Origin of the sequence: Streptomyces sp. NPDC056628 (genome assembly GCF_042792555.1) — a bacterium.
Taxonomy (GTDB): Bacteria; Actinomycetota; Actinomycetes; order Streptomycetales; family Streptomycetaceae; genus Streptomyces.
In genome coordinates, this window is the sequence record NZ_JBHTWG010000014.1 from 16,062 (window position 1) to 34,928 (window position 18,867).

At 71.9% G+C, this 18,867-nt stretch carries 17 protein-coding genes and 1 riboswitch; of the genes, 7 read left to right on the plus strand and 10 right to left on the minus strand.

Annotation, left to right across the window (positions count from 1 at the left end; genetic code table 11):
* The first annotated feature begins 37 nt into the window (after positions 1-37).
* The gene (locus ACFRAC_RS18860) at positions 38-607 is read left to right on the plus strand and encodes a hypothetical protein (RefSeq protein ID WP_382925010.1); all 570 of its coding nucleotides are present in this window, start codon (positions 38-40) and stop codon (positions 605-607) included.
* Between the two features lie 34 nt (positions 608-641).
* On the opposite strand, the gene ACFRAC_RS18865 is transcribed toward ACFRAC_RS18860, so the two are convergent.
* From ACFRAC_RS18865 to thrC, 5 genes are all read right to left on the minus strand, one after another.
* Positions 642-1,769 (minus strand): NADH:flavin oxidoreductase, encoded by a 1,128-nt coding sequence (locus ACFRAC_RS18865; RefSeq protein WP_382925012.1) that lies wholly within the window; start codon positions 1,767-1,769, stop codon positions 642-644.
* Between the two features lie 219 nt (positions 1,770-1,988).
* Complete coding sequence (gene groL / locus ACFRAC_RS18870) at positions 1,989-3,611, minus strand: chaperonin GroEL (protein WP_361350286.1); 1,623 nt, start codon at positions 3,609-3,611, stop codon at positions 1,989-1,991.
* A 308-nt stretch (positions 3,612-3,919) separates the two neighbouring features.
* On the minus strand, positions 3,920-4,126 hold the full coding sequence (locus ACFRAC_RS18875) for a cold-shock protein (protein ID WP_007493268.1): 207 nt from the start codon (positions 4,124-4,126) through the stop codon (positions 3,920-3,922).
* A 443-nt stretch (positions 4,127-4,569) separates the two neighbouring features.
* Positions 4,570-4,845 carry a MoaD/ThiS family protein gene (locus ACFRAC_RS18880; RefSeq protein ID WP_382925014.1) on the minus strand — a complete coding sequence of 92 codons (276 nt, stop codon included), beginning with the start codon at positions 4,843-4,845 and terminating at the stop codon, positions 4,570-4,572.
* A complete protein-coding gene (thrC, locus tag ACFRAC_RS18885) occupies positions 4,842-6,125 on the minus strand; it encodes a threonine synthase (protein ID WP_382925016.1) in 1,284 nt (427 codons plus the stop codon). Before thrC ends, ACFRAC_RS18880 begins: the two co-directional genes overlap by 4 nt.
* An 18-nt stretch (positions 6,126-6,143) precedes the next feature.
* Positions 6,144-6,313, minus strand: a riboswitch (SAM riboswitch).
* A 160-nt stretch (positions 6,314-6,473) separates the two neighbouring features.
* On the opposite strand from thrC, the gene ACFRAC_RS18890 reads away from it, so the two are divergent.
* Together ACFRAC_RS18890 and ACFRAC_RS18895 are read left to right on the plus strand one after the other, a co-directional pair.
* A complete protein-coding gene (locus tag ACFRAC_RS18890; protein WP_382925017.1) occupies positions 6,474-7,418 on the plus strand; it encodes a glucosyl-3-phosphoglycerate synthase in 945 nt (314 codons plus the stop codon).
* 95 nt (positions 7,419-7,513) lie between these two features.
* Positions 7,514-8,926 carry a trehalose-6-phosphate synthase gene (locus tag ACFRAC_RS18895; RefSeq protein ID WP_382925019.1) on the plus strand — a complete coding sequence of 471 codons (1,413 nt, stop codon included), beginning with the start codon at positions 7,514-7,516 and terminating at the stop codon, positions 8,924-8,926.
* 391 nt (positions 8,927-9,317) lie between these two features.
* Here the strand turns inward: ACFRAC_RS18895 and otsB are convergent, their stop codons facing one another.
* The 3 genes from otsB to ACFRAC_RS18910 are packed head-to-tail and all read right to left on the minus strand — an operon-like array spanning position 9,318 to position 11,757.
* Positions 9,318-10,208 carry a trehalose-phosphatase gene (gene otsB, locus ACFRAC_RS18900; protein ID WP_382925021.1) on the minus strand — a complete coding sequence of 297 codons (891 nt, stop codon included), beginning with the start codon at positions 10,206-10,208 and terminating at the stop codon, positions 9,318-9,320.
* A gap of 40 nt (positions 10,209-10,248) precedes the next feature.
* Positions 10,249-10,500 (minus strand): DUF3263 domain-containing protein, encoded by a 252-nt coding sequence (locus ACFRAC_RS18905; RefSeq protein WP_361350276.1) that lies wholly within the window; start codon positions 10,498-10,500, stop codon positions 10,249-10,251.
* A 36-nt stretch (positions 10,501-10,536) separates the two neighbouring features.
* Complete coding sequence (locus ACFRAC_RS18910) at positions 10,537-11,757, minus strand: extracellular solute-binding protein (protein WP_382925221.1); 1,221 nt, start codon at positions 11,755-11,757, stop codon at positions 10,537-10,539.
* Positions 11,758-11,930: 173 nt separating this feature from the next.
* Here ACFRAC_RS18910 and ACFRAC_RS18915 point away from each other — a divergent pair, with 173 nt between their 5' ends.
* The 3 genes from ACFRAC_RS18915 (at position 11,931) to ACFRAC_RS18925 (ending at position 15,150) form a co-directional block, all read left to right on the plus strand.
* Positions 11,931-12,875, plus strand: coding sequence for an ROK family protein (locus ACFRAC_RS18915; protein ID WP_382925024.1), 945 nt, complete (start codon positions 11,931-11,933; stop codon positions 12,873-12,875).
* Positions 12,875-14,077 (plus strand): N-acetylglucosamine-6-phosphate deacetylase, encoded by a 1,203-nt coding sequence (nagA, locus tag ACFRAC_RS18920; protein WP_382925026.1) that lies wholly within the window; start codon positions 12,875-12,877, stop codon positions 14,075-14,077. Before ACFRAC_RS18915 ends, nagA begins: the two co-directional genes overlap by 1 nt.
* Before the next feature lie 143 nt (positions 14,078-14,220).
* Positions 14,221-15,150 carry a 1-phosphofructokinase family hexose kinase gene (locus tag ACFRAC_RS18925; RefSeq protein ID WP_382925028.1) on the plus strand — a complete coding sequence of 310 codons (930 nt, stop codon included), beginning with the start codon at positions 14,221-14,223 and terminating at the stop codon, positions 15,148-15,150.
* 25 nt (positions 15,151-15,175) lie between these two features.
* Here ACFRAC_RS18925 and ACFRAC_RS18930 read toward each other — a convergent pair whose 3' ends face one another.
* The gene (locus ACFRAC_RS18930; RefSeq protein ID WP_382925030.1) at positions 15,176-16,126 is read right to left on the minus strand and encodes a CBM35 domain-containing protein; all 951 of its coding nucleotides are present in this window, start codon (positions 16,124-16,126) and stop codon (positions 15,176-15,178) included.
* A 117-nt stretch (positions 16,127-16,243) separates the two neighbouring features.
* A complete protein-coding gene (gene cdgB, locus ACFRAC_RS18935; protein WP_382925032.1) occupies positions 16,244-17,899 on the minus strand; it encodes a diguanylate cyclase CdgB in 1,656 nt (551 codons plus the stop codon).
* A gap of 392 nt (positions 17,900-18,291) precedes the next feature.
* Between cdgB and ACFRAC_RS18940 the strand changes: the two genes are divergently transcribed.
* Complete coding sequence (locus ACFRAC_RS18940) at positions 18,292-18,825, plus strand: flavin reductase family protein (RefSeq protein ID WP_382925223.1); 534 nt, start codon at positions 18,292-18,294, stop codon at positions 18,823-18,825.
* The last annotated feature ends 42 nt before the right edge of the window (positions 18,826-18,867 follow it).

Here is an 18,867-nt window from a genome sequence, read left to right on the forward strand (position 1 = left end):
CGCGAAGGGGTGGGGGCTGTGCCTCAGACTGGGGTCCATGAACCACGCCCAGATGACCGCCCTGGGCCGCGCTCTCCGTGTCCTCGGTGAGCACGGCGACGCCCTCACCGCGGACACGCCCGACGCCCGGCTGCACGAGGTGAAGGCGGATCTGCGCCGCGCGCTGGGGCTGCTGGACGAGAGCGTCACCGGCGCCGCGCCCGCGACGCGCTGCCCGGAGCATCCGAACGGACCGGTCGACGAGCACGCGCACGACCTGTGCCTGCTCTGCGAGACCCGGCGCCGGGCCGCGCGGCGCTCGGAGTTCAACGGCCCGGACGTGCCCCGCTCCCCCGAGCGCACGGCGCCCTCCCGGTACGGGGTGCGGGGCGACCGCCCACAGCCCCAGCAGCGCTGGCTGCCGGAGCTGTGGAACGGTCAGGAGTGGCAGTTGTGCGGCACCCCGCGCCGCGACCGCCGGGAGGCCGAGCTGTATCTCGCCGCCCAGCGGCGCGGGCCGCGTCCGGCGATGGCCTACCGGCTCGTGCACGAGTTCACCGACTACGAGGTGCTGCGGATCTGGGGCACCCCGGTGAAGGTCGACATCGAGCCGCTGGGCAATCTGTAGCCGCTGCCCAGCCGGGGGCCCCTGAGGGCCGGGGTCAGCTGAGGGTCTTCAGCGACGCGGCGTCGTACGGCTTCAGCTCGTCGAAGCGGCCTTCGAGGACCTTCGTCGCCCAGTGCGGGTCCTGCAGGAGGGCGCGGCCGATGGCCACCATGTCGTACTCCTCGCGCTCCAGCGCGTCCAGCAGGTCGTCGAAGCCCTTGAGGACGGAGCCCTCGCCGGCGAACGCCCTGATGAAGTCGCCGTCGAGGCCGACCGAGCCGACCGTGATGGTGGGCCTGCCGGTCAGCTTCTTCGTCCAGCCCGCGAGGTTCAGGTCGGAGCCGTCGAACTCCGGGATCCAGTAGCGGCGGGTGGAGGCGTGGAAGGCGTCGACACCGGCCGCGGCGAGTGGGGCGAGGATGGCCTCCAGCTCCTGCGGGGTCTCGGCGAGGCGGGCGTCGTACGCGTCCTGCTTCCACTGCGAGTAGCGGAAGACGACGGGGAAGGAGGCGGACACCCGCTCGCGCACGGCGGCCACGATCTCCGCCGCGAAGAGCGTGCGGGCGACCGTGTCGCCGCCGTAGGCGTCGGTGCGGCGGTTGGTGCCCGCCCAGAGGAACTGGTCGACGAGGTAGCCGTGGGCGCCGTGGATCTCCACGCCGTCGAAGCCGATGCGCTCGGCGGCCGCGGCGGCGTCGGCGAAGGCGCCGATCACGTCGTCCAGGTCCTGCCGGGTCATCGCCCGGCCGGTGGGCTCGTCGGCGCCGATGCGCAGCCCCGAGGGCCCGACGGCCGGGGCGTCCGCGAAGGGCGGCTGGCCCTGTTCGCGGACCATGCCGATGTGCCACAGCTGCGGCACGATCGTCCCGCCCGCCGCGTGCACCGCCTCGGCGACCTTCGCCCACCCGGCGAGCTGCTCCTCGCCGTGGAACCGGGGCACCCGGTCGCTCTGCCCGGCCGACGGATGCCCGACATAGGTACCCTCGGTGACGATCATGCCGACGCCGGCCGCGGCCCGGCGCGCGTAGTACGACAGGACGTCCTCACCGGGGACACCGCCGGGCGAGAACATCCGGGTCATCGGCGCCATCACGATGCGGTTCGGGACGGTGAGGCCGTTGATCACGGCCGGCCGGGACAGGATCTCGGCCGCTCGGGAGGCGGTGGGCTGGGCGAGGGTCATGGGGCGGGCTCCTCGGAAGGGGTTCCGGTCGACTGACCGGGCAGTATGTGCACGTGCATTGTTGAACCACCTTAAGCACTTCCCGGCGCCCGGCGCATCCCGCTCGCCGTCCCACCCGCTGTGACCCCGGACACGCCGGAGGGCGGCACCTCCTGCGAACAGGAAGTGCCGCCCTCCGGGTAGGACGTGGATCGACCGGAGCCGGAGCCCCGAGGACGATCAGAAGTCCATGTCACCGCCCGGCATGCCGCCGCCGGCCGGGGCCGAGGCCTTCTCCGGCTTGTCGGCGATGACGGCCTCGGTGGTGAGGAACAGCGCGGCGATCGACGCGGCGTTCTGCAGCGCGGAGCGCGTCACCTTGGCCGGGTCGATGATGCCTTCGGCGACCAGGTCGACGTACTCACCGGTCGCGGCGTTCAGGCCGTGGCCCGGGGTGAGGTTGCGGACCTTCTCCACCACGACGCCGCCCTCGAGACCGGCGTTGATGGCGATCTGCTTCAGCGGGGCCTCCAGCGCCAGCTTCACAGCGGCGGCACCGGTGGCCTCGTCGCCCTGCAGCTCCAGCTTCTCGAAGACCTGGGAGGCCTGCAGCAGGGCCACGCCACCACCGGCGACGATGCCCTCCTCGACGGCCGCCTTGGCGTTGCGCACGGCGTCCTCGATGCGGTGCTTGCGCTCCTTGAGCTCCACCTCGGTGGCGGCGCCGGCCTTGATGACCGCGACACCGCCGGCGAGCTTCGCCAGGCGCTCCTGCAGCTTCTCGCGGTCGTAGTCCGAGTCGCTGTTCTCGATCTCGGCGCGGATCTGGTTGACCCGGCCCTGGACCTGCTCGGAGGAGCCGGCACCGTCGACGATGGTGGTCTCGTCCTTGGTGACGACGACCTTGCGGGCCCGGCCCAGGAGGTCGAGCGTGGCGTTCTCCAGCTTGAGGCCGACCTCCTCGGAGATGACCTCGCCGCCCGTGAGGATGGCGATGTCGCCGAGCATGGCCTTGCGGCGGTCGCCGAAGCCCGGGGCCTTGACCGCGACGGACTTGAAGGTGCCGCGGATCTTGTTGACGACCAGGGTCGACAGGGCCTCGCCCTCGACGTCCTCGGCGATGATCAGCAGCGGCTTGCCCGACTGCATGACCTTCTCCAGGAGCGGGAGCAGGTCCTTGACCGAGGAGATCTTGGAGTTCGCGATCAGGATGTACGGGTCGTCGAGGACGGCCTCCATACGCTCCATGTCGGTGGCGAAGTACGCCGAGATGTAGCCCTTGTCGAAGCGCATACCCTCGGTGAGCTCCAGCTCCAGACCGAAGGTCTGGGACTCCTCGACGGTGATGACGCCTTCCTTGCCGACCTTGTCCATGGCCTCGGCGATGAGCTCGCCGATCTGGGTGTCGGCGGCGGAGATGGAGGCCGTGGAGGCGATCTGCTCCTTGGTCTCGACGTCCTTCGCCTGCTCCAGCAGGGCGGCGCTGACGGCCTCGACGGCACGCTCGATGCCGCGCTTGAGGGCCATCGGGTTGGCGCCGGCGGCCACGTTGCGCAGGCCCTCCTTGACCAGGGCCTGGGCGAGGACGGTCGCGGTGGTCGTACCGTCACCGGCGACGTCGTCCGTCTTCTTGGCGACTTCCTTGACCAGCTCGGCGCCGATCTTCTCGTACGGGTCCTCGAGCTCGATCTCCTTGGCGATGGAGACACCATCGTTGGTGATCGTGGGGGCGCCCCACTTCTTCTCGAGGACGACGTTGCGGCCCTTGGGGCCGAGCGTCACCTTGACGGCGTCCGCGAGCTGGTTCATGCCGCGCTCGAGGCCGCGCCGCGCCTCCTCGTCGAACGCGATGATCTTGGCCATGTGAAGTGGTCCCTCCAGGACTGGGGGTGATTCCTTCGGACCGCGCCCGCGCCCGCGACGGACGGCTCGCCGGCCGCGTGGTTCCTTGCCCCACCTGGCCTGCGGGCCTCACCGACCCGGTCCTCCTTTGTCACTCTCACCTTCAGAGTGCTAACGCCAATGATTAGCACTCGGGGTACGAGAGTGCAAGGCGCCCGGGCGTGCGTCTGCTCGCGCGCAGGGGCGCGCGGGCACGGCGAAGGGCCCGCGCCCCCAGGAGGCGCGGGCCCTTCGAAGAAGAACGTCGCTGCTGTTCGTCGACGCGTGCTTCAGCCGGTCGCCAGCCGGACCATGTCCGCCTGCGGCCCCTTCTGACCCTGCGAGATCTCGAAATCGACCCGCTGGCCCTCTTCCAGGGTGCGGTACCCGTCCATCTGGATCGCGCTGTAGTGGACGAAAACATCCGCACCACCGTCGACCGCGATGAAGCCGTACCCCTTCTCCGCGTTGAACCACTTGACGGTGCCCTGAGCCATGCCTAACTCCCCTATTACTGGCCCTTGCACAGATCCACACTTCGCGGATCCGGGTCAGACCTCACCCCCCAATCGGTCGGGGGCGTGCGCCGGAACGCGTCGACCGCGGCTGAATGTATCTGCCCAACTGCCGTCTGCAACAGGTCAATCGGACGAGAAATCCGGGCACGACCGGTCGGGAATGTGGCGACAATTCCGCTGACTTCAGGTCAAGTCGGGCCGGGCAAACGGAACAAAAGCCGCATAGGGCCCGCGGACTTTGGCTACTTCTTGTCGGGCCGGCGGCAGAAATCAAAGACGGCCGGTCCGTGGACCGGCGGTGCGTTCCCCAACTGTACCCCGCTCAATCACACAGAATTGCCTCCTCCGCTTCTCTCACGGAGGAGGCAATTCGTTGAACGCTCGGTAACCAGCGTTACCGGAGGTAATGTTCGGTCATCCGGTCAGCCGCCGGCGACGGCCGGAATGATGGAGACACCTGCGCCGTCCGGGGTGGCGGTCTCCAGACCCTGCTCGAAACGCACGTCGTCGTCATTGACGTACACGTTGACGAAGCGCCGCAGCTTGCCCTGGTCGTCCAGCACCCGGGCCGCGATCCCCGTGTGGTTCTTCTCGAGGTCGGAGATGACCTCGGCCAGGGTGGTGCCCTGGGCGGCGACCTCGGCCTGCCCGCCCGTGTAGGTGCGCAGGATGGTCGGGATACGAACGGTCACGCTCATGCGAGGCCAGCCTCTCGGAAGGAGTCAAGGTTGGGACGAATCGTCGCGGTGAGGCCCGTACCCGCCACCGCGTCCAGCGTCTTGAGGCCGTCGCCGGTGTTCAGGACGACCGTGGTCTTGGCGGGGTCGAGCGCCCCGCTCTCGATGAGCTTCCTCGTGACGCCCACCGTCACCCCGCCCGCGGTCTCGGCGAAGACGCCCTCGGTCCGCGCGAGCAGCCTGATCGCCTCGACGATCTCCGCGTCCGTCACGTCCTCCACGGCGCCGCCCGTGCGGCGGGCGATGTCCAGGACATAGGGGCCGTCGGCCGGGTTGCCGATCGCGAGCGACTTGGCGATGGTGTCCGGCTTCTGCGGACGGACCACGTCGTGACCTGCCTTGAAGGCGGTGGACACCGGCGAGCAGCCCTCGGCCTGGGCACCGAAGATCTTGTACGGCCGGTCCTCGACCAGACCGAGCTTGATCAGCTCCTGGAGGCCCTTGTCGATCTTGGTGAGCTGGGAGCCGGAGGCGATCGGCACGACGAGCTGGTCCGGCAGCCGCCAGCCGAGCTGCTCGCAGATCTCGTACGCGAGCGTCTTGGAGCCCTCGGCGTAGTACGGCCGCAGGTTGACGTTCACGAAGCCCCAGCCCTCGCCGGCGGGGTCGCCGATCAGCTCGGAGCAGAAACGGTTCACGTCGTCGTAGTTGCCCTCGATGCCGACGAGCTCGCCGCCGTAGATCGCGGCCATGACGACCTTGCCCTGCTCCAGGTCGTGCGGGATGAACACGCACGAGCGGAAGCCGGCGCGGGCCGCCGCGGCGCCCACCGCGCCGGCGAGGTTGCCCGTCGACGAGCAGGACAGGGTGGTGAAGCCGAAGGCGCGCGCCGCCTCCAGGGCCTGCGCGACCACGCGGTCCTTGAAGCTGTGCGTCGGGTTGCCGGAGTCGTCCTTGACGTACAGACCGCCGGTGACGCCCAGTTCCCGGGCGAGGTTGTCGGCCTTGACGAGCTTGGTCCAGCCGGGGTTGATGTTCGGCTTGTCCGCCACGTCGGCCGGGACGGGCAGCAGGGGCGCGTAGCGCCAGATGTTCGCGGGGCCCGCCTCGATGCGCTGACGGAGCTTCTCGGTGTCGTATCCCGAGAAGTCGTAGGCGATCTCCAGCGGGCCGAAACACTCCTCGCAGGCGAAGACCGGGCCGAGCGGTACCCGGTGGCCGCACTCGCGACAGGACAGCGCGGCGGCGGGGCCGAGGTCTACGGTGGAGTCGGTGCTGCTTGCAACAGTCTGCACAGCCATGTGAGGCGAGGCCCTTTCTCCTCATCTTCCTCACGACGCATCTCGCCGTGAGACGGATTTGGCACCTTCCCTAGCCGGGAGCCTCGCGGAGACGATCAACGGTGACGATCGACGCTGATCTACGAGAACCGACTGGAGGGTTGCCGGGGCTTCATCGGGCCGTGTCCCTCTGCCCCTCTGGATGAGCGGTATGCGGTTGTCATGCAGTTGTGAACGGCGGGCGACCCCTGACATGCGATGGTCACTCGCGCTGTTCAAGACTGTAACCGAAGGCCAGGACAGTTGAGGGAGCCGTCCGAACCGCGAGATGGAGCACCGACGTCTTTCGACAGTGAGGAGCCGCCGACCGTGCTGGAAGAAGTCGAGCGCTGGCTGATCAGCCGCTCCTGGTCCCTGGCCGACCGTCCGCTGCACCACGTGCTGGCCGCCAAGCAACGCTCGGGGCAGTCGGTCTCGGTCGTCCTGCCCGCTCTGAACGAGGAGGAGACGGTCGGCGACATCGTCGCGATCATCGCCCACGACCTCGTGCACCAGGTGCCGCTGGTCGACGAGATCGTCGTCGTCGACTCCGGGTCCACCGACCGCACCGCCGAGGTCGCGGCGGCGGCCGGCGCGCGGGTCGTCCACCGCGACGACATCCTGCCCCGTATCCCCGCCGTGCCCGGCAAGGGCGAGGTGCTGTGGCGCTCGCTGCTGGTGACGGGCGGGGACGTCGTCTGCTTCATCGACGCCGACCTGCGCGAGTTCTCCTCGGACTTCGTCGTCGGCATCGTCGGCCCGCTGCTCACCGACCCCGGCGTCGACCTGGTCAAGGCGATGTACGACCGCCCGCTCGGCGGCGCGTCCGGACAGGGCGGCCGGGTCACCGAGCTGATGGCCCGCCCACTGCTGAACATGCACTGGCCTCAGCTGGCCGGATTCGTGCAGCCGCTCGGCGGCGAGTACGCGGCCCGCCGCGGCCTGCTGGAACAGCTGCCCTTCCCCGTCGGTTACGGCGTCGAGCTGGGCATGCTGGTGGACGCCCTGCACCTGGTGGGTCTGGACGCCCTCGCGCAGGTGGACGTCGGTGTGCGCAAGCACCGGCACCAGGACGGGCAGGCGCTGGGGCGCATGTCCGCCGCGATCTACCGCACCGCTCAGCTGCGGCTGGCGCGCGGGCATCTGGTGCGCCCGTCGCTGACCCAGTTCGAGCGCGGCGCGGACGGTTTCGAGCCACGGACGTACTCGGTGGACACCGAGGAACGGCCGCCCATGGTGGAGATCGCGGAGTACGCGGCGCGCAGGGTCGCGTGAACGCCGCACCACGGCCGTATACAGCGCGTACGTGAGCCCCCCACTGAGCCGAACCGCACGTTTGAGCGTTTCCGGGCCGGGCTAGGTTGAGGCGTATGGCTTCCCCGCAGACTGCTGCCAAGGTACTGGTCGCCTCGAACCGCGGCCCGGTCTCGTACGAGGTGCGCGACGACGGTTCGCTGCACAGCAAGAGGGGAGGTGGCGGAGTCGTCTCCGGGCTGTCGGCGATCGGCCCGGACGCGGGCGCCCTGTGGGTGTGCTCGGCGCTCTCCGACGGCGACCGGGAGGCGGTGCGCCGCGGCGTCGGCGAGGACGGCGTGCTGATGCTGGACATCCCGGCCGACGTGCACGCGGACGCCTACAACGGCATCGCGAACTCGGTCCTGTGGTTCGTCCACCACATGCTCTACCAGACGCCGCTGGAGCCGGTCTTCGACGCGGAGTTCCGGCGGCAGTGGGCCTCGTACGAGACCTACAACCGCGCCTTCGCGGAGGCCCTGGCCGAGCGGGCGGCCCCCGGGGCGGCCGTGCTGGTGCAGGACTACCACCTGACGCTGGTGCCCGGGATGCTGCGCGAGCTGCGTCCGGACCTGCGGATCGGGCACTTCTCGCACACGCCGTGGGCGCCGCCGGAGTACTTCGCGATGCTGCCCGACGACATCGCCCGTCAGGTGCTGGGCGGGATGCTCGGCGCGGACCGCCTCGGCTTCCTCACCCGGCGCTGGGCGGACGCCTTCGAGGCGTGCTGCGAGCGGTTCGCCGGCGGGCTCGGCGGCACCCGGACCGGGGTGCACGGCCTGGGCGCGGACGCGGACTTCCTGCGGGCGCGGTCGCACGAGGCCGACGTGACCGAACGGATGACCGCACTGCGGGACGAGATCGGCACCGCCCCGGACGGCTCGGCCCGCCGGACCGTCGTGCGGGTCGACCGCACCGAGCTGTCGAAGAACATCGTGCGCGGCCTGCTGGCGTACCGGCAGCTGCTCGACGACCACCCCGAGTGGCGCGAACGGGTGGTGCACGTCGCCTTCGCCTACCCCTCGCGGCAGGACCTCGCCGTCTACCGCGCGTACACGGCCGAGGTGCAGCGGGTCGCCCAGGAGATCAACGAGCGGTACGGGACACCCGGCTGGACGCCGGTCGTGCTGCACGTCAAGGACGACTTCGCGCGCTCCCTGGCCGCCTACCGGCTGGCGGACGTGGCGCTGGTCAACCCGATCCGGGACGGCATGAACCTGGTCGCGAAGGAGGTGCCGCTCGTCTCCGACGAGGGCTGCGTCCTGGTCCTGTCCCGCGAGGCCGGCGCCTTCGAGGAACTCGGCGAGGACGCCGTCCCGGTCAACCCGTACGACGTGGTCGACACGGCCCGCGCCCTGCACGAGGCGCTGTCCGTCCCCCCGGCGGAACGAGCGGAACGCTCCAAGCGCCTGGCCGCGGCCGCGACGGCCCTGCCCCCGTCCCAGTGGTTCCTGGACCAGCTGAACGCCTTGAGGGACGACCGGGCCTGACGCCCGAGCCTCGAGCGGGCCGTCGACGTCGCAGTGCGGGCAAGCCGCCGCAGGTGCCGGGAATCCCGCCGGGGCCCCGGACGGGCGCGAGCGGGGACGCCCCCGGCCGACGACTGTCAGCCCGTGCCCGGCCGGTCCCCCACGTTCCCACCCCTGCCCCACACACCACCGGGCCGGGCGGCGCGGGCCGGCAGCACGTCGCGGGTGACCGGCGGCTCCGCCGCGAGCGGGGACGCCCCGGCGGGGCGGGCGGTCAGCCGGTGCTCCGGGGGCCGTCGTGATCCTCCCGCCGCCGCGCACCGGCAGACCCGAGGGCCCTGGACGCCGGGGCGCGCGGAGGCAGGCCGCCCGCAGCCCCGGCAGAGCGGGGACGCCCCGGCCCGGCGAGCGGTCAGTCCCTGTCCGGGTGGGCCGATCTGATCCGATCGGCCAGGGCGCGGAGCAGGGTGACGACGCCCTCGGGGCCGGTCACCACCACGTCCGCGCGTTCCGAGAGCGCCGTCACCTCCTCGCTGCCGCTGCACACCAGGAGGCCGGGGGTGCCGGCCGCGCGGAGGGTGTCGACGGCGGCGTAGGCGGGCAGGTCGCCGAGGTCGTCCCCGGCGTACAGGACCGCCTCGGCGTCCAGGTCGCGGGCGAGGTCACGCAGCGCCTTGCCCTTGTCCATGCCGGGCGGGCGCAGTTCGAGGACCATCCGGCCCGGCTCGACGATCAGGCCGTTGCGCCCGGCGAGGTCGGTGAGCGGGCCGCGCAGGGCGTCGAAGGTGCCCTGCGGGTCGGCCGCGCGGCGGGTGTGCACGGCGACCGCGTGCCCCTTGTCCTCGACCCAGGTGCCATCCTCGTGGTCCGCCAGCAGGGCGGGCAGGGCGGCGCGGACGGCGGCGACCCCGGGATGCGGGTCGGGCGCGGACACCTCACCGCTGACGGCGTCCCAGCGCTCGGCACCGTAGTGCCCGAGCACCACCAGGTGCTCCAGCCCCGCGACCCCGGCGAAGCCGCCGTGGTGCACGGCCACCTCGGCGGGCCGGCCGGTGATCACGGCCACGGCGGCGACCTCGGGCGCGAGCGCGGCCAGCGCCGGCACCGCCTCGGGATGGGCCCGCGCCTTCTCGGGGTCGGGCACGATCGGCGCGAGGGTACCGTCGAAGTCCAGCGCGATCAGGGCGCGGGCGGGCCGGGCGAGCAGCGCGGCGAGCCCGTCCCGGCCGGGTCCGGTGGCCGGCTCCGGAAGGGCCGCGCCGGCGGACGGGGGCGGGTCGGTCAGGTCGTTGTGACGGGCCATAACGGGACCCTATCCAGCGGCGGCGGACCTATCCCTGCCGTCAGCGCTCCGCCCGGCGCGCCTCGCGCACCCGGCGCAGCCGGTTCACCGTCAGCGGGTCGTGGGCCAGGGCCCGCGGGTCGTCCAGCAGGGCGTTGAGCAGCTGGTAGTAGCGCACCGGGGCCAGGCCCAGCTCCTCGCGTATGGCCCGCTCCTTGGCGCCGGGGCCGGAGAAGCCCCGGCGCTCAAGAGCGAGCACGGCCCGCTCGCGGTCGGCGAGGGCGGCGTCGGGCCGGTCCTGGTGCTGGTCCATGCCTGGCACCGTAACCCCCGCCGCCGACAGCGGCTCCTACTCGGCCCCGTCCAGCTTGGTCGCCGTCGCCTGGAGCCGGGCCAGGACCGCCGACGGGCTGCCGCCGGAGGCGACCGCCGAGCCGATGGTCTTCTTGACGTCCGCGCTGACCGCGGCCCAGGAGGTCCGGCCGACCGGGTAGAGCTCGGAGGACGGCAACTGCTCCAGGAAGGGCTTGAGGTCGGCGTCCTCCTCGGCGCCGGCCATCACCTCGGACGCGGCGGTGGTGACGGGGAGCAGGTCGTAGCGCCGGGAGAAGTCCAGCACGTTCCGCTTGTCGTAGACGAAGTCGAGGAACGTGCCGATCTGCTCGGCGTGGTCGTTCTGCTTGAACGCCATCATCCAGTCGGCCACGCCCATGGACAGCTTGGTGGGGCCGTCGACGCCGGGCATGGGCACCATGCCGACCTTCACGCCCTTCTTCTGGGCGGCCTGCATCAGCGAGGGGTGGCCGTTGAGCATGCCGACGTCACCGCTCGCGAAGGCGGCGAAGGCGTCGGCGCGGTTGAGCTCGCCGGGCGCGACGGGGCCGGTGAGGCCCTTGCCGACCAGGTCGTCCCTCAGCCAGGTGAAGGTGGTGACGTTCTCCGGGGAGTCGATGCTGTAGGTGCCGAGCTGGGGGTCGGTGTAGCCGCCCCCGCCGCTGAGCAGCCACTGCATGGTCTCGGCCTGCGCCTCCTCGGACCCGAGCGGCAGCGCGTACGGGTACTTCACGCCCTGCGCCTTGAGCGCGGCGGCGTCGGCCGCCAGCTCCTTCCAGGTCCGCGGCGCGGTCAGGCCGGCCTTCTCGAAGAGGGACTTGTTGTAGAAGAGCAGCCGCGCGGAGGACGCGAACGGGATGCCGTACTGCACGCCGTCCACCTGCCCCGCCTCGGCGAGCTGCGGGACCAGGTCGGCCTGCACGGGGATGGAGAGCAGGTCGTCGGCCTCGTGGAGCAGGTCCTTCGCGGCGTAGTCGGCGTAGGCGCCGATCTGCGCGAGGTCGGGCGCCTCGCCCGCGGCGACCATCTCCTTGACCTTGGCGTCGACCTCGTTCCAGGAGTACACCTCGACGTCGACGGTCACCCCGGGGTGCTCCGCCTCGTAGGCCTCGGTGAGCGTGTCCCAGTACTTCCGCGAGCTGGTCGCCTTGCTGTCGCCGTAGTCGGCGGCCACCAGCTTGAGCGTGACGTCGTCCGAGCCGCCGGTCACCCCGCAGCCGCCCAGCACCGCCGTCATGCCCAGTGCGGACACCACCGCCGCCGCTCCCGTACGCCTCCGACCACGCCGCTGCACGCGCACCCGCCCCACGCCTCTGTTCGATCTTCGAATCTTCATACATATTGCACGCATAGGTCTACACCACGTAGTGGACTAGACCTCTCGCGGGTCCGCAAGCCACACTGTCCCCCGTGAGACATGTCATCGCCCTCGACGTGGGCGGCACCGGAATGAAGGCCGCCCTGGCCGGGGCGGGCGGTGAGCTGCTCCACCAGGCACGCCGGCCGACCGGCCGCGCCCGCGGCCCGGAGGCGGTCGTCGAGGGCATCCTGGACTTCGCCGCCGAGCTGCGCGCCTACGGCGAAGAGCACTTCGGCGAGCCGGCGGCCGCCGCCGGCGTCGCGATCCCCGGGATCGTCGACGCCGCACGCGGCATCGCCGTGTACGCCGCCAACCTGGGCTGGCGGGACCTCCCGCTGCGCGACCTGCTCACCGAACGGCTCGGCGGCATCCCCGTCGCCCTCGGCCACGACGTACGCACCGGCGGCCTCGCCGAGGGGCGCGTCGGCGCGGGCCGGGGAGCCGACCGCTTCCTGTTCGTGCCCCTCGGCACCGGGATCGCCGGCGCCATCGGCATCGACGGGCGCGTCGAGGCGGGCGCGCACGGCTTCGCCGGCGAGATCGGCCATGTCGTCGTCCGGCCCGGCGGCGCCCCCTGCCCGTGCGGGCAGCACGGCTGCCTGGAGCGGTACGCCTCGGCGGCCGCGGTCAGCGAGGCGTGGACCGCCGCCTGCGGCGACCCGGACGCGGACGCGGCGGACTGCGCCAAGGCCGTCGTGTCCGGCGACCCGAACGCCGTCCGCGTCTGGCAGGCGGCCGTGGACGCGCTCGCCGACGGGCTGGTCACGGCCCTCACCCTGCTGGACCCGCGCACCCTGATCATCGGTGGCGGCCTGGCCGAAGCGGGGGAAACCTTGTTCACACCCCTGCGGGACGCGGTCCGGCGGCGGGTCACCTTCCAGAAGCTGCCGGAGATCGTCCCCGCGGCACTCGGAGACACGGCCGGCTGCCTCGGTGCCGGTCTCCTGGCCTGGGATCTCCTCACATCCACCGACCGCACGGAGGAATCGGCCTGATGGCAATCCCCCCAGGGGCGCGGGACAGCGCCACGACGCACCCGCGGCCCGCGACGGGCACGGTGCCCCTCGTCCTGTCCGGCGCCCGCGTGGTCCTGCCGACGGGGACGCTCGACGAGGGCCACGTGGTCGTCGACGGCACCCGGATCGCCGGCACCGCACCGGAGAACGCCCGCCGCGTCGACCTCACCGGGCACTGGATCGTGCCCGGCTTCGTGGACATCCACAACCACGGTGGCGGCGGGGCCTCCTTCACCTCGGGCACTCCCGAGGACGTCCTGCGGGGCATCCACACCCACCGGCTGCACGGCACCACCACCCTGGTCGCCTCCACCGTCACCGGTGACATGGACTTCCTGACCCACCGGGCCGGGCTGCTCGCCGAGCTCGCCGAGCAGGGCGACATCGCGGGCATCCACTTCGAGGGGCCGTTCATCTCGCCGTGCCGCAAGGGCGCGCACTCCGAGGAGCTGCTGCGCGACCCGAACCCGGCGGACGTCCGCAAGCTGGTCGACGCGGCCCGGGGCCACGCGGCGATGGTCACCCTCGCCACCGAACTGCCGGGCGGCATCGACTCCGTCCGGCTGCTGGCCGAGCACGGCGTGATCGCCGCGATCGGGCACACGGACGCCAGCTACGAGCAGACCCTGGAGGCGATCGACGCGGGGGCCACGGTCGCCACCCACCTGTTCAACGCGATGCCCCCGCTCGGCCACCGCGAGCCCGGCCCGATCGTGGCCCTGCTGGAGGACGAGCGGGTGACGGTCGAGCTGATCAACGACGGAACGCATCTGCACCCGGCCTCCCTGGAGCTGGCGTTCCGTCACGCGGGCGCGGACCGTGTCGCGTTCATCACGGACGCGATGGACGCCGCCGGCTTCGGCGACGGCCGCTACATGCTCGGCCCGCTGGAGGTGGAGGTCGCCGACGGCGTGGCGCGCCTGGTGGAGGGCGGCTCGATCGCGGGCTCGACCCTCACCCTGGACCGCGCCTTCAAGCGCGCGGTGACGATCGACCGGCTGCCGGTCGGGGACGCGGTGGCGGCCCTGTCGGCCAACCCGGCGAAGCTCCTCGGCCGCTACGACCGCGTCGGCTCCCTGGAGCCCGGCAAGGACGCCGACCTGGTGGTCCTGGACGCCGGCTTCGACCTCAAGGGCGTGATGCGCCGGGGCGAATGGGTGATTGAGCCCCAACTGGGGTGATGTGTGCAGCTGTTGAGGGCGGCGGTTGTCCTGGGAGACTGTGACGGCCGCCGCCCTTTTGGCATGATCGGGAGGCCCGCGCGGGACATCCCGCGGGAAAGCGGCACACGCATCGAGATTTTCTTCGGGGGAGGTCGGCCCAGGTGATCCTGACGGTCACGCTGAACACCGCTCTCGACATCACCTACCGGGTCGGGGCGCTGCGTCCCCACGCCTCCCACCGGGTCTCCGAGGTGACCGAACGCGCCGGCGGCAAGGGCCTGAACGTGGCCCGCGTCCTGGCGGCCCTCGGGCACGAGGTGACGGTCACGGGCTTCGCGGGCGGTGCGACCGGCCGGGAGGTGCGGGAGCGGCTCACCGCCGCCCCCGGCGTGATCGACGCCCTGGTGCCGGTGACGGGCCCGACCCGGCGGACCGTCGCCGTGGTCGACGACCGCACCGGTGACACGACCCAGCTGAACGAGCCCGGCCCGACCGTCTCGCCCGCCGAATGGTCCGCCTTCCAGGAGACGTACGACACCCTCCTCGCCGCGGCCTCCGCGGTGGCCCTGTGCGGGAGCCTGCCGCCGGGGGTGCCGGTGGGGGCCTACGCCGGACTGGTCCGCTACGCGCGGGCGGCCGGTGTCCCCGTCCTCCTCGACACCAGCGGGGAGGCGCTGCGCCGGGGCGTCGCCGCCCGGCCGGACGTCCTGAAGCCGAACGCCGGGGAACTGGCCGAGCTCACCGGCTCGCACGAGCCGTCACGGGCGACGCAGGACGCGCGACGGCGGGGTGCCCGCGCGGTGGTGGCCTCCCTCGGGGAGGGCGGACTGCTCGCCGTCACCCCGGAGGGCCGCTGGCGCGCCGCACCGCCCGCCGGGCTGCGCGGCAATCCGACGGGCGCCGGTGACGCGGTGGTCGCGGGCCTGCTGTCGGGCCTCGTCGAGGGGCTGGCCTGGCCGGACCGCCTGGCCCGGGCGACGGCGCTGGGCGCGGCGAGCGTGGTGGCCCCGGTGGCCGGCGAGTTCGACCGCGGCACCTACGAGAACCTGCGAGGACGGGTGGCGGTGACCGGCGAGGCCACCGCCGCGTGACGGCCGCGTGACGGCCGGACAGAACCTAGGACTTGACCCAGCCCTTGACGAGCCACATCTGGTCGATGAGGGCGTCGCACTGGTTGCCCTCCTCGCACGACACCTTGATCGTGTTCGTGCCCTTGTTGAGCTGGATCCAGTTGTAGGTCTTGGTCCAGCCCTTCTCGTAGTCGCCCTCGGCGGCGTGCGCGTAGTTCTTGAGGCTGACCGGCGCGGTGGAGGGCGTGCCGTTGACCGTCAGGGTGGCGTTGCCGTCCTTGCCCGGGACGCTGTAGCCGACGTAGACGCTGTACTTGCCGCCCTTCGGGATGCCGTTCACCGTCCAGGTGACCGACGCGCCGGCCTGGTTGAAGCCGGTGACGTACACGCCGCCGTCCGCCTGGGCGCCCTTGACGTCGGACGCGGCGGCCGCGGTGCCGCCGAGGGCCAGCGTCTTCGCGTCGCTCTTCGGCAGTTCGACCTCGTCCCCGGGGTCGGCCGTCCCCGACGGCTTGGACCCCTCGGACTGGGACTGGGTCGGGGTCGCCGGGGTGTCGTCGCCCTTGGCGTCCTTGTCGTCGTCGCCGCCCAGCATGGCCACGCCGATGCCGATGACGACCGCCGCGACGACGGCGATGGCGCCGATCAGCAGGCCCTTCGTGTTGGGCCCGCGGCCGCGGCCGCCGCCGGATCCGGTGCCGGTGCTGTAGGACGTCTGAGTGGTCGGCGCTCCGCCGGGCAGGGTCTCCGGGGCCGCGTAGTGCGCGTTCGGCTGGCCGTAGGCGCCCTGCTGCTGCGGTATCTGGCCGTACCCGGCGCCCGGCTGCTGGCCGTACTGGCGCTGGCCGACCGTACGCACCCGGTTGACGGCGTTCGGATAGCCGTAGCCACCGGCACCGGAGGGGGGCTGGGCGCCGTTGGCCTGCCCGTCGGCGTAGAGGTAGCCGAACGGGTCGTCGTCCTCGGGCGTAGCGGCGCCGTTGTTGCCGGACGTCATCCCTTGGTACTCCTCACCAGGTGCGGGCTGTGATGCATGGGGTCAGAATGGCGAGCCTACCCGCTCCTGTGTGCCCAAACGGGTGACTCACGCCGCACCAGCTCGCCGACCTGGACTTCATCCCGCCCGTCTGTGCTGTTTGGGACGAGATCGTTTCTCTACGTACATCCGCTCGTCAGCGGACTTCAACACTTCGTCCGCGGTCATTCCGCAGTGTGCCCATCCGATGCCGAAACTGGCGCCGACGCGCACGGCCCGTCCCTCGGCCCGGATGGGCTGGATGATCTCGTTGCGCAGCCGGACGGCGAGGTCCTGGGCGTCGGCCCGGCCCAGCCCGTCGGCGAGGATCACGAACTCGTCGCCGCCGAGCCGGGCGACCGTGTCGCCGTCGCGTACGCCGCGCGTCAGCCGCCGGGCCACCTCGATGAGGACCGCGTCACCCGCGTTGTGCCCGAACCGGTCGTTGATCGACTTGAAGCCGTCGAGGTCGCAGAAGAGCACCGCGAGGCCCTTGGTGCCGTCGTCGCGCTCGGACTCCTCCGGCGCGACGGTGTGCACATGGTGGTCGTAGGCGTCCAGCGCCGCCGAGCCGGGGAAGTCGAAGCCGTGCCCGTTGGCGTCGAAGACGGCCGGGTGCCCGTAGGCGGCGTCCGTGGACTCCAGGGCACCGGCGTGCGCCGGGCGCTTGCACAGCCGGGCGGACAGGCGCGAGCGCAGCTCGGCGGAGTTCGGCAGGCCGGTGAGCGAGTCGTGGGACGCGCGGTGGGCGAGCTGGAGCTCGCGGCGCTTGCGCTCCTCGATGTCCTCGACGTGGGTGAGCAGGAAGCGCGGGCCGTCGGCGGCGTCCGCGACGACGCTGTTGCGCAGGGAGACCCAGACGTAGGTGCCGTCGCGGCGCGCGAGCCGCAGCTCGGCCCGCCCGCCCTCGGCGGAGGTGCGCAGCAGGGTGCCGATGTCCTCGGGGTGGACCAGGTCGGAGAAGGAGTAGCGGCGCATCGCGGAGGCCGGGCGGCCGAGCAGCCGGCACAGGGCGTCGTTGGTGCGCAGGACGCGTCCGTGCTGGTCGCCGCCCATCTCGGCGATGGCCATGCCGGAGGGCGCGTACTCGAAGGCCTGCCGGAAGCTCTCCTCGCTGGCCCGCAGCGCCTGCTGGTCGCGCTCCAGGCGGACGAGGGCCCGCTGCATATTCGCGCGTAGACGTGCGTTGCTGATGGCGATGGCGGCCTGGAACGCGTACATCTGGAGCGCCTCGCGCCCCCAGGCGCCGGGCAGCCGGCCGTTGCGCGGGCGGTCCACGGAGAGGACGCCGATCAGCTCGCCGCACGCGCCGCCGTGCACGCCGGGCGTGTACATCGGGGCGAAGAGGCGGTCAGCGGGGTGCCACTCGTCCTCGAAGCGGGGCGCGGGGCCCTCCGTGTACCACTGCGGGACGTCGTCGTCGTCGAGCACCCAGCCCTCGGTGTGCGGGATGAAGACCAGGTCGCCCCAGTGCTCGCCCATGTTCAGGCGGCGGTCCCAGGAGTCGCGGGAGCCGACGCGGCCGGTGATGAGGGCCTCGGCGGCCGGGTTGCCGGCGAAGGCGGCGACCACGAGATCGCCGTCGGGGCGCACCAGGTTGACGCAGGCGAGTTCGTAGCCGAGGCCGTTGACGACGCCGTCGGCGACGGTCTGGAGGGTGTCGGCCAGGCTGCGAGCCGTATTCATGTCAGCCATGACCTGATGCAGTTGCCGCAGGGTGGCAAGACGGACGTACGGTTCCGACTCGGTCTCCATGCTCACCCTCCCCCCGAGACCTCGCAGCGCTTCAAGGGTGCTCTTCGGCATATCGTCCTTGCTGGGTTCACCGCCACTGAATCACAGCGCGCTGCCCACTCGGTACACAGGGTCAACAAATAATGCCTCTTGTGACTCAAGTCACAGAGAAACGTGAGCAATTGAGCGGCGTTTCAGCGTTTTTCCTGGGCGTTTACAGAACGCAAACCTGGGGCGTGTGTGGAGGTGCCGCGAATCACCCCGGAAGACGGTACGCCGCGAGTCCTAGGTCCGTTCTCGTCCGCAGGCCCGATGTGCCCGCGTCCGGCCGACATTAGCGTTTCCCCGTGCCGAACTTCACCACTCCCGCGCCGCCCGTGACCGCCGTCCTCCCCGCCTCCCGCAGCCCCCACATGCATGCTGAGGGAGTGAGCAACGACGAGTTCCGTGCCGCCATGTCGCGGCTGGCCGCGGGGGTGGTGCTGGTGACCGCGCTGGAGCCGCCCCTGGACCCCGACGACCCGCACGCGCCGGCCGGCGAGGACGTCGGGATGACGGCCACCGCGTTCCTGTCCGTGTCGCTGGACCCGCCGTTGGTGCTGGTCAGCCTGCGGGAGGGCTCCCGCATGGACGACCTGCTCGACGAGCAGCCGCTGTGGGCGGTCTCCGTCCTCGCCGAGAGCCAGCGGCACATCGCGGGCCGCTTCGCCATGAAGGGCCGGGTCAGCGACCGGCTGCTCTTCGCCGACATCCCGTACACCCGCGGCATCGAGTCGGGCGCCCCGCTGGTGGGCGGCGCGCTCGCCACGCTGGAGTGCCGCACCGAGCAGCGTGTGACGGCCGGCGACCACACGCTGGTCATCGGCCGGGTCCTGACGGCCTCGCTGCCGAGTCCGGACGGCGGCCCGCTGACGTATTTCCGAGGCCGTTACCGGCAGTTGAGGTGATCTCATCCCGCGATGAGCGGCCGCGGCAGAAGAAATTCCCGT

Coding starts and splice junctions, on each gene's coding strand:
- thrC (WP_382925016.1), bottom strand. CDS start 6,125: ATGGCTGTGCAGACTGTTGCAAGCAGCACCGACTCCACCGTAGACCTC.
- ACFRAC_RS18905 (WP_361350276.1), bottom strand. CDS start 10,500: ATGGACCAGCACCAGGACCGGCCCGACGCCGCCCTCGCCGACCGCGAG.
- groL (WP_361350286.1), bottom strand. CDS start 3,611: ATGGCCAAGATCATCGCGTTCGACGAGGAGGCGCGGCGCGGCCTCGAG.
- ACFRAC_RS18860 (WP_382925010.1), top strand. CDS start 38: ATGAACCACGCCCAGATGACCGCCCTGGGCCGCGCTCTCCGTGTCCTC.
- ACFRAC_RS18880 (WP_382925014.1), bottom strand. CDS start 4,845: ATGAGCGTGACCGTTCGTATCCCGACCATCCTGCGCACCTACACGGGC.
- ACFRAC_RS18875 (WP_007493268.1), bottom strand. CDS start 4,126: ATGGCTCAGGGCACCGTCAAGTGGTTCAACGCGGAGAAGGGGTACGGC.
- cdgB (WP_382925032.1), bottom strand. CDS start 17,899: ATGGAGACCGAGTCGGAACCGTACGTCCGTCTTGCCACCCTGCGGCAA.
- nagA (WP_382925026.1), top strand. CDS start 12,875: ATGGCAATCCCCCCAGGGGCGCGGGACAGCGCCACGACGCACCCGCGG.
- otsB (WP_382925021.1), bottom strand. CDS start 10,208: ATGGCCCGTCACAACGACCTGACCGACCCGCCCCCGTCCGCCGGCGCG.
- ACFRAC_RS18895 (WP_382925019.1), top strand. CDS start 7,514: ATGGCTTCCCCGCAGACTGCTGCCAAGGTACTGGTCGCCTCGAACCGC.
- ACFRAC_RS18910 (WP_382925221.1), bottom strand. CDS start 11,757: ATGACGGCGGTGCTGGGCGGCTGCGGGGTGACCGGCGGCTCGGACGAC.
- ACFRAC_RS18865 (WP_382925012.1), bottom strand. CDS start 1,769: ATGACCCTCGCCCAGCCCACCGCCTCCCGAGCGGCCGAGATCCTGTCC.
- ACFRAC_RS18940 (WP_382925223.1), top strand. CDS start 18,292: ATGCATGCTGAGGGAGTGAGCAACGACGAGTTCCGTGCCGCCATGTCG.
- ACFRAC_RS18930 (WP_382925030.1), bottom strand. CDS start 16,126: ATGACGTCCGGCAACAACGGCGCCGCTACGCCCGAGGACGACGACCCG.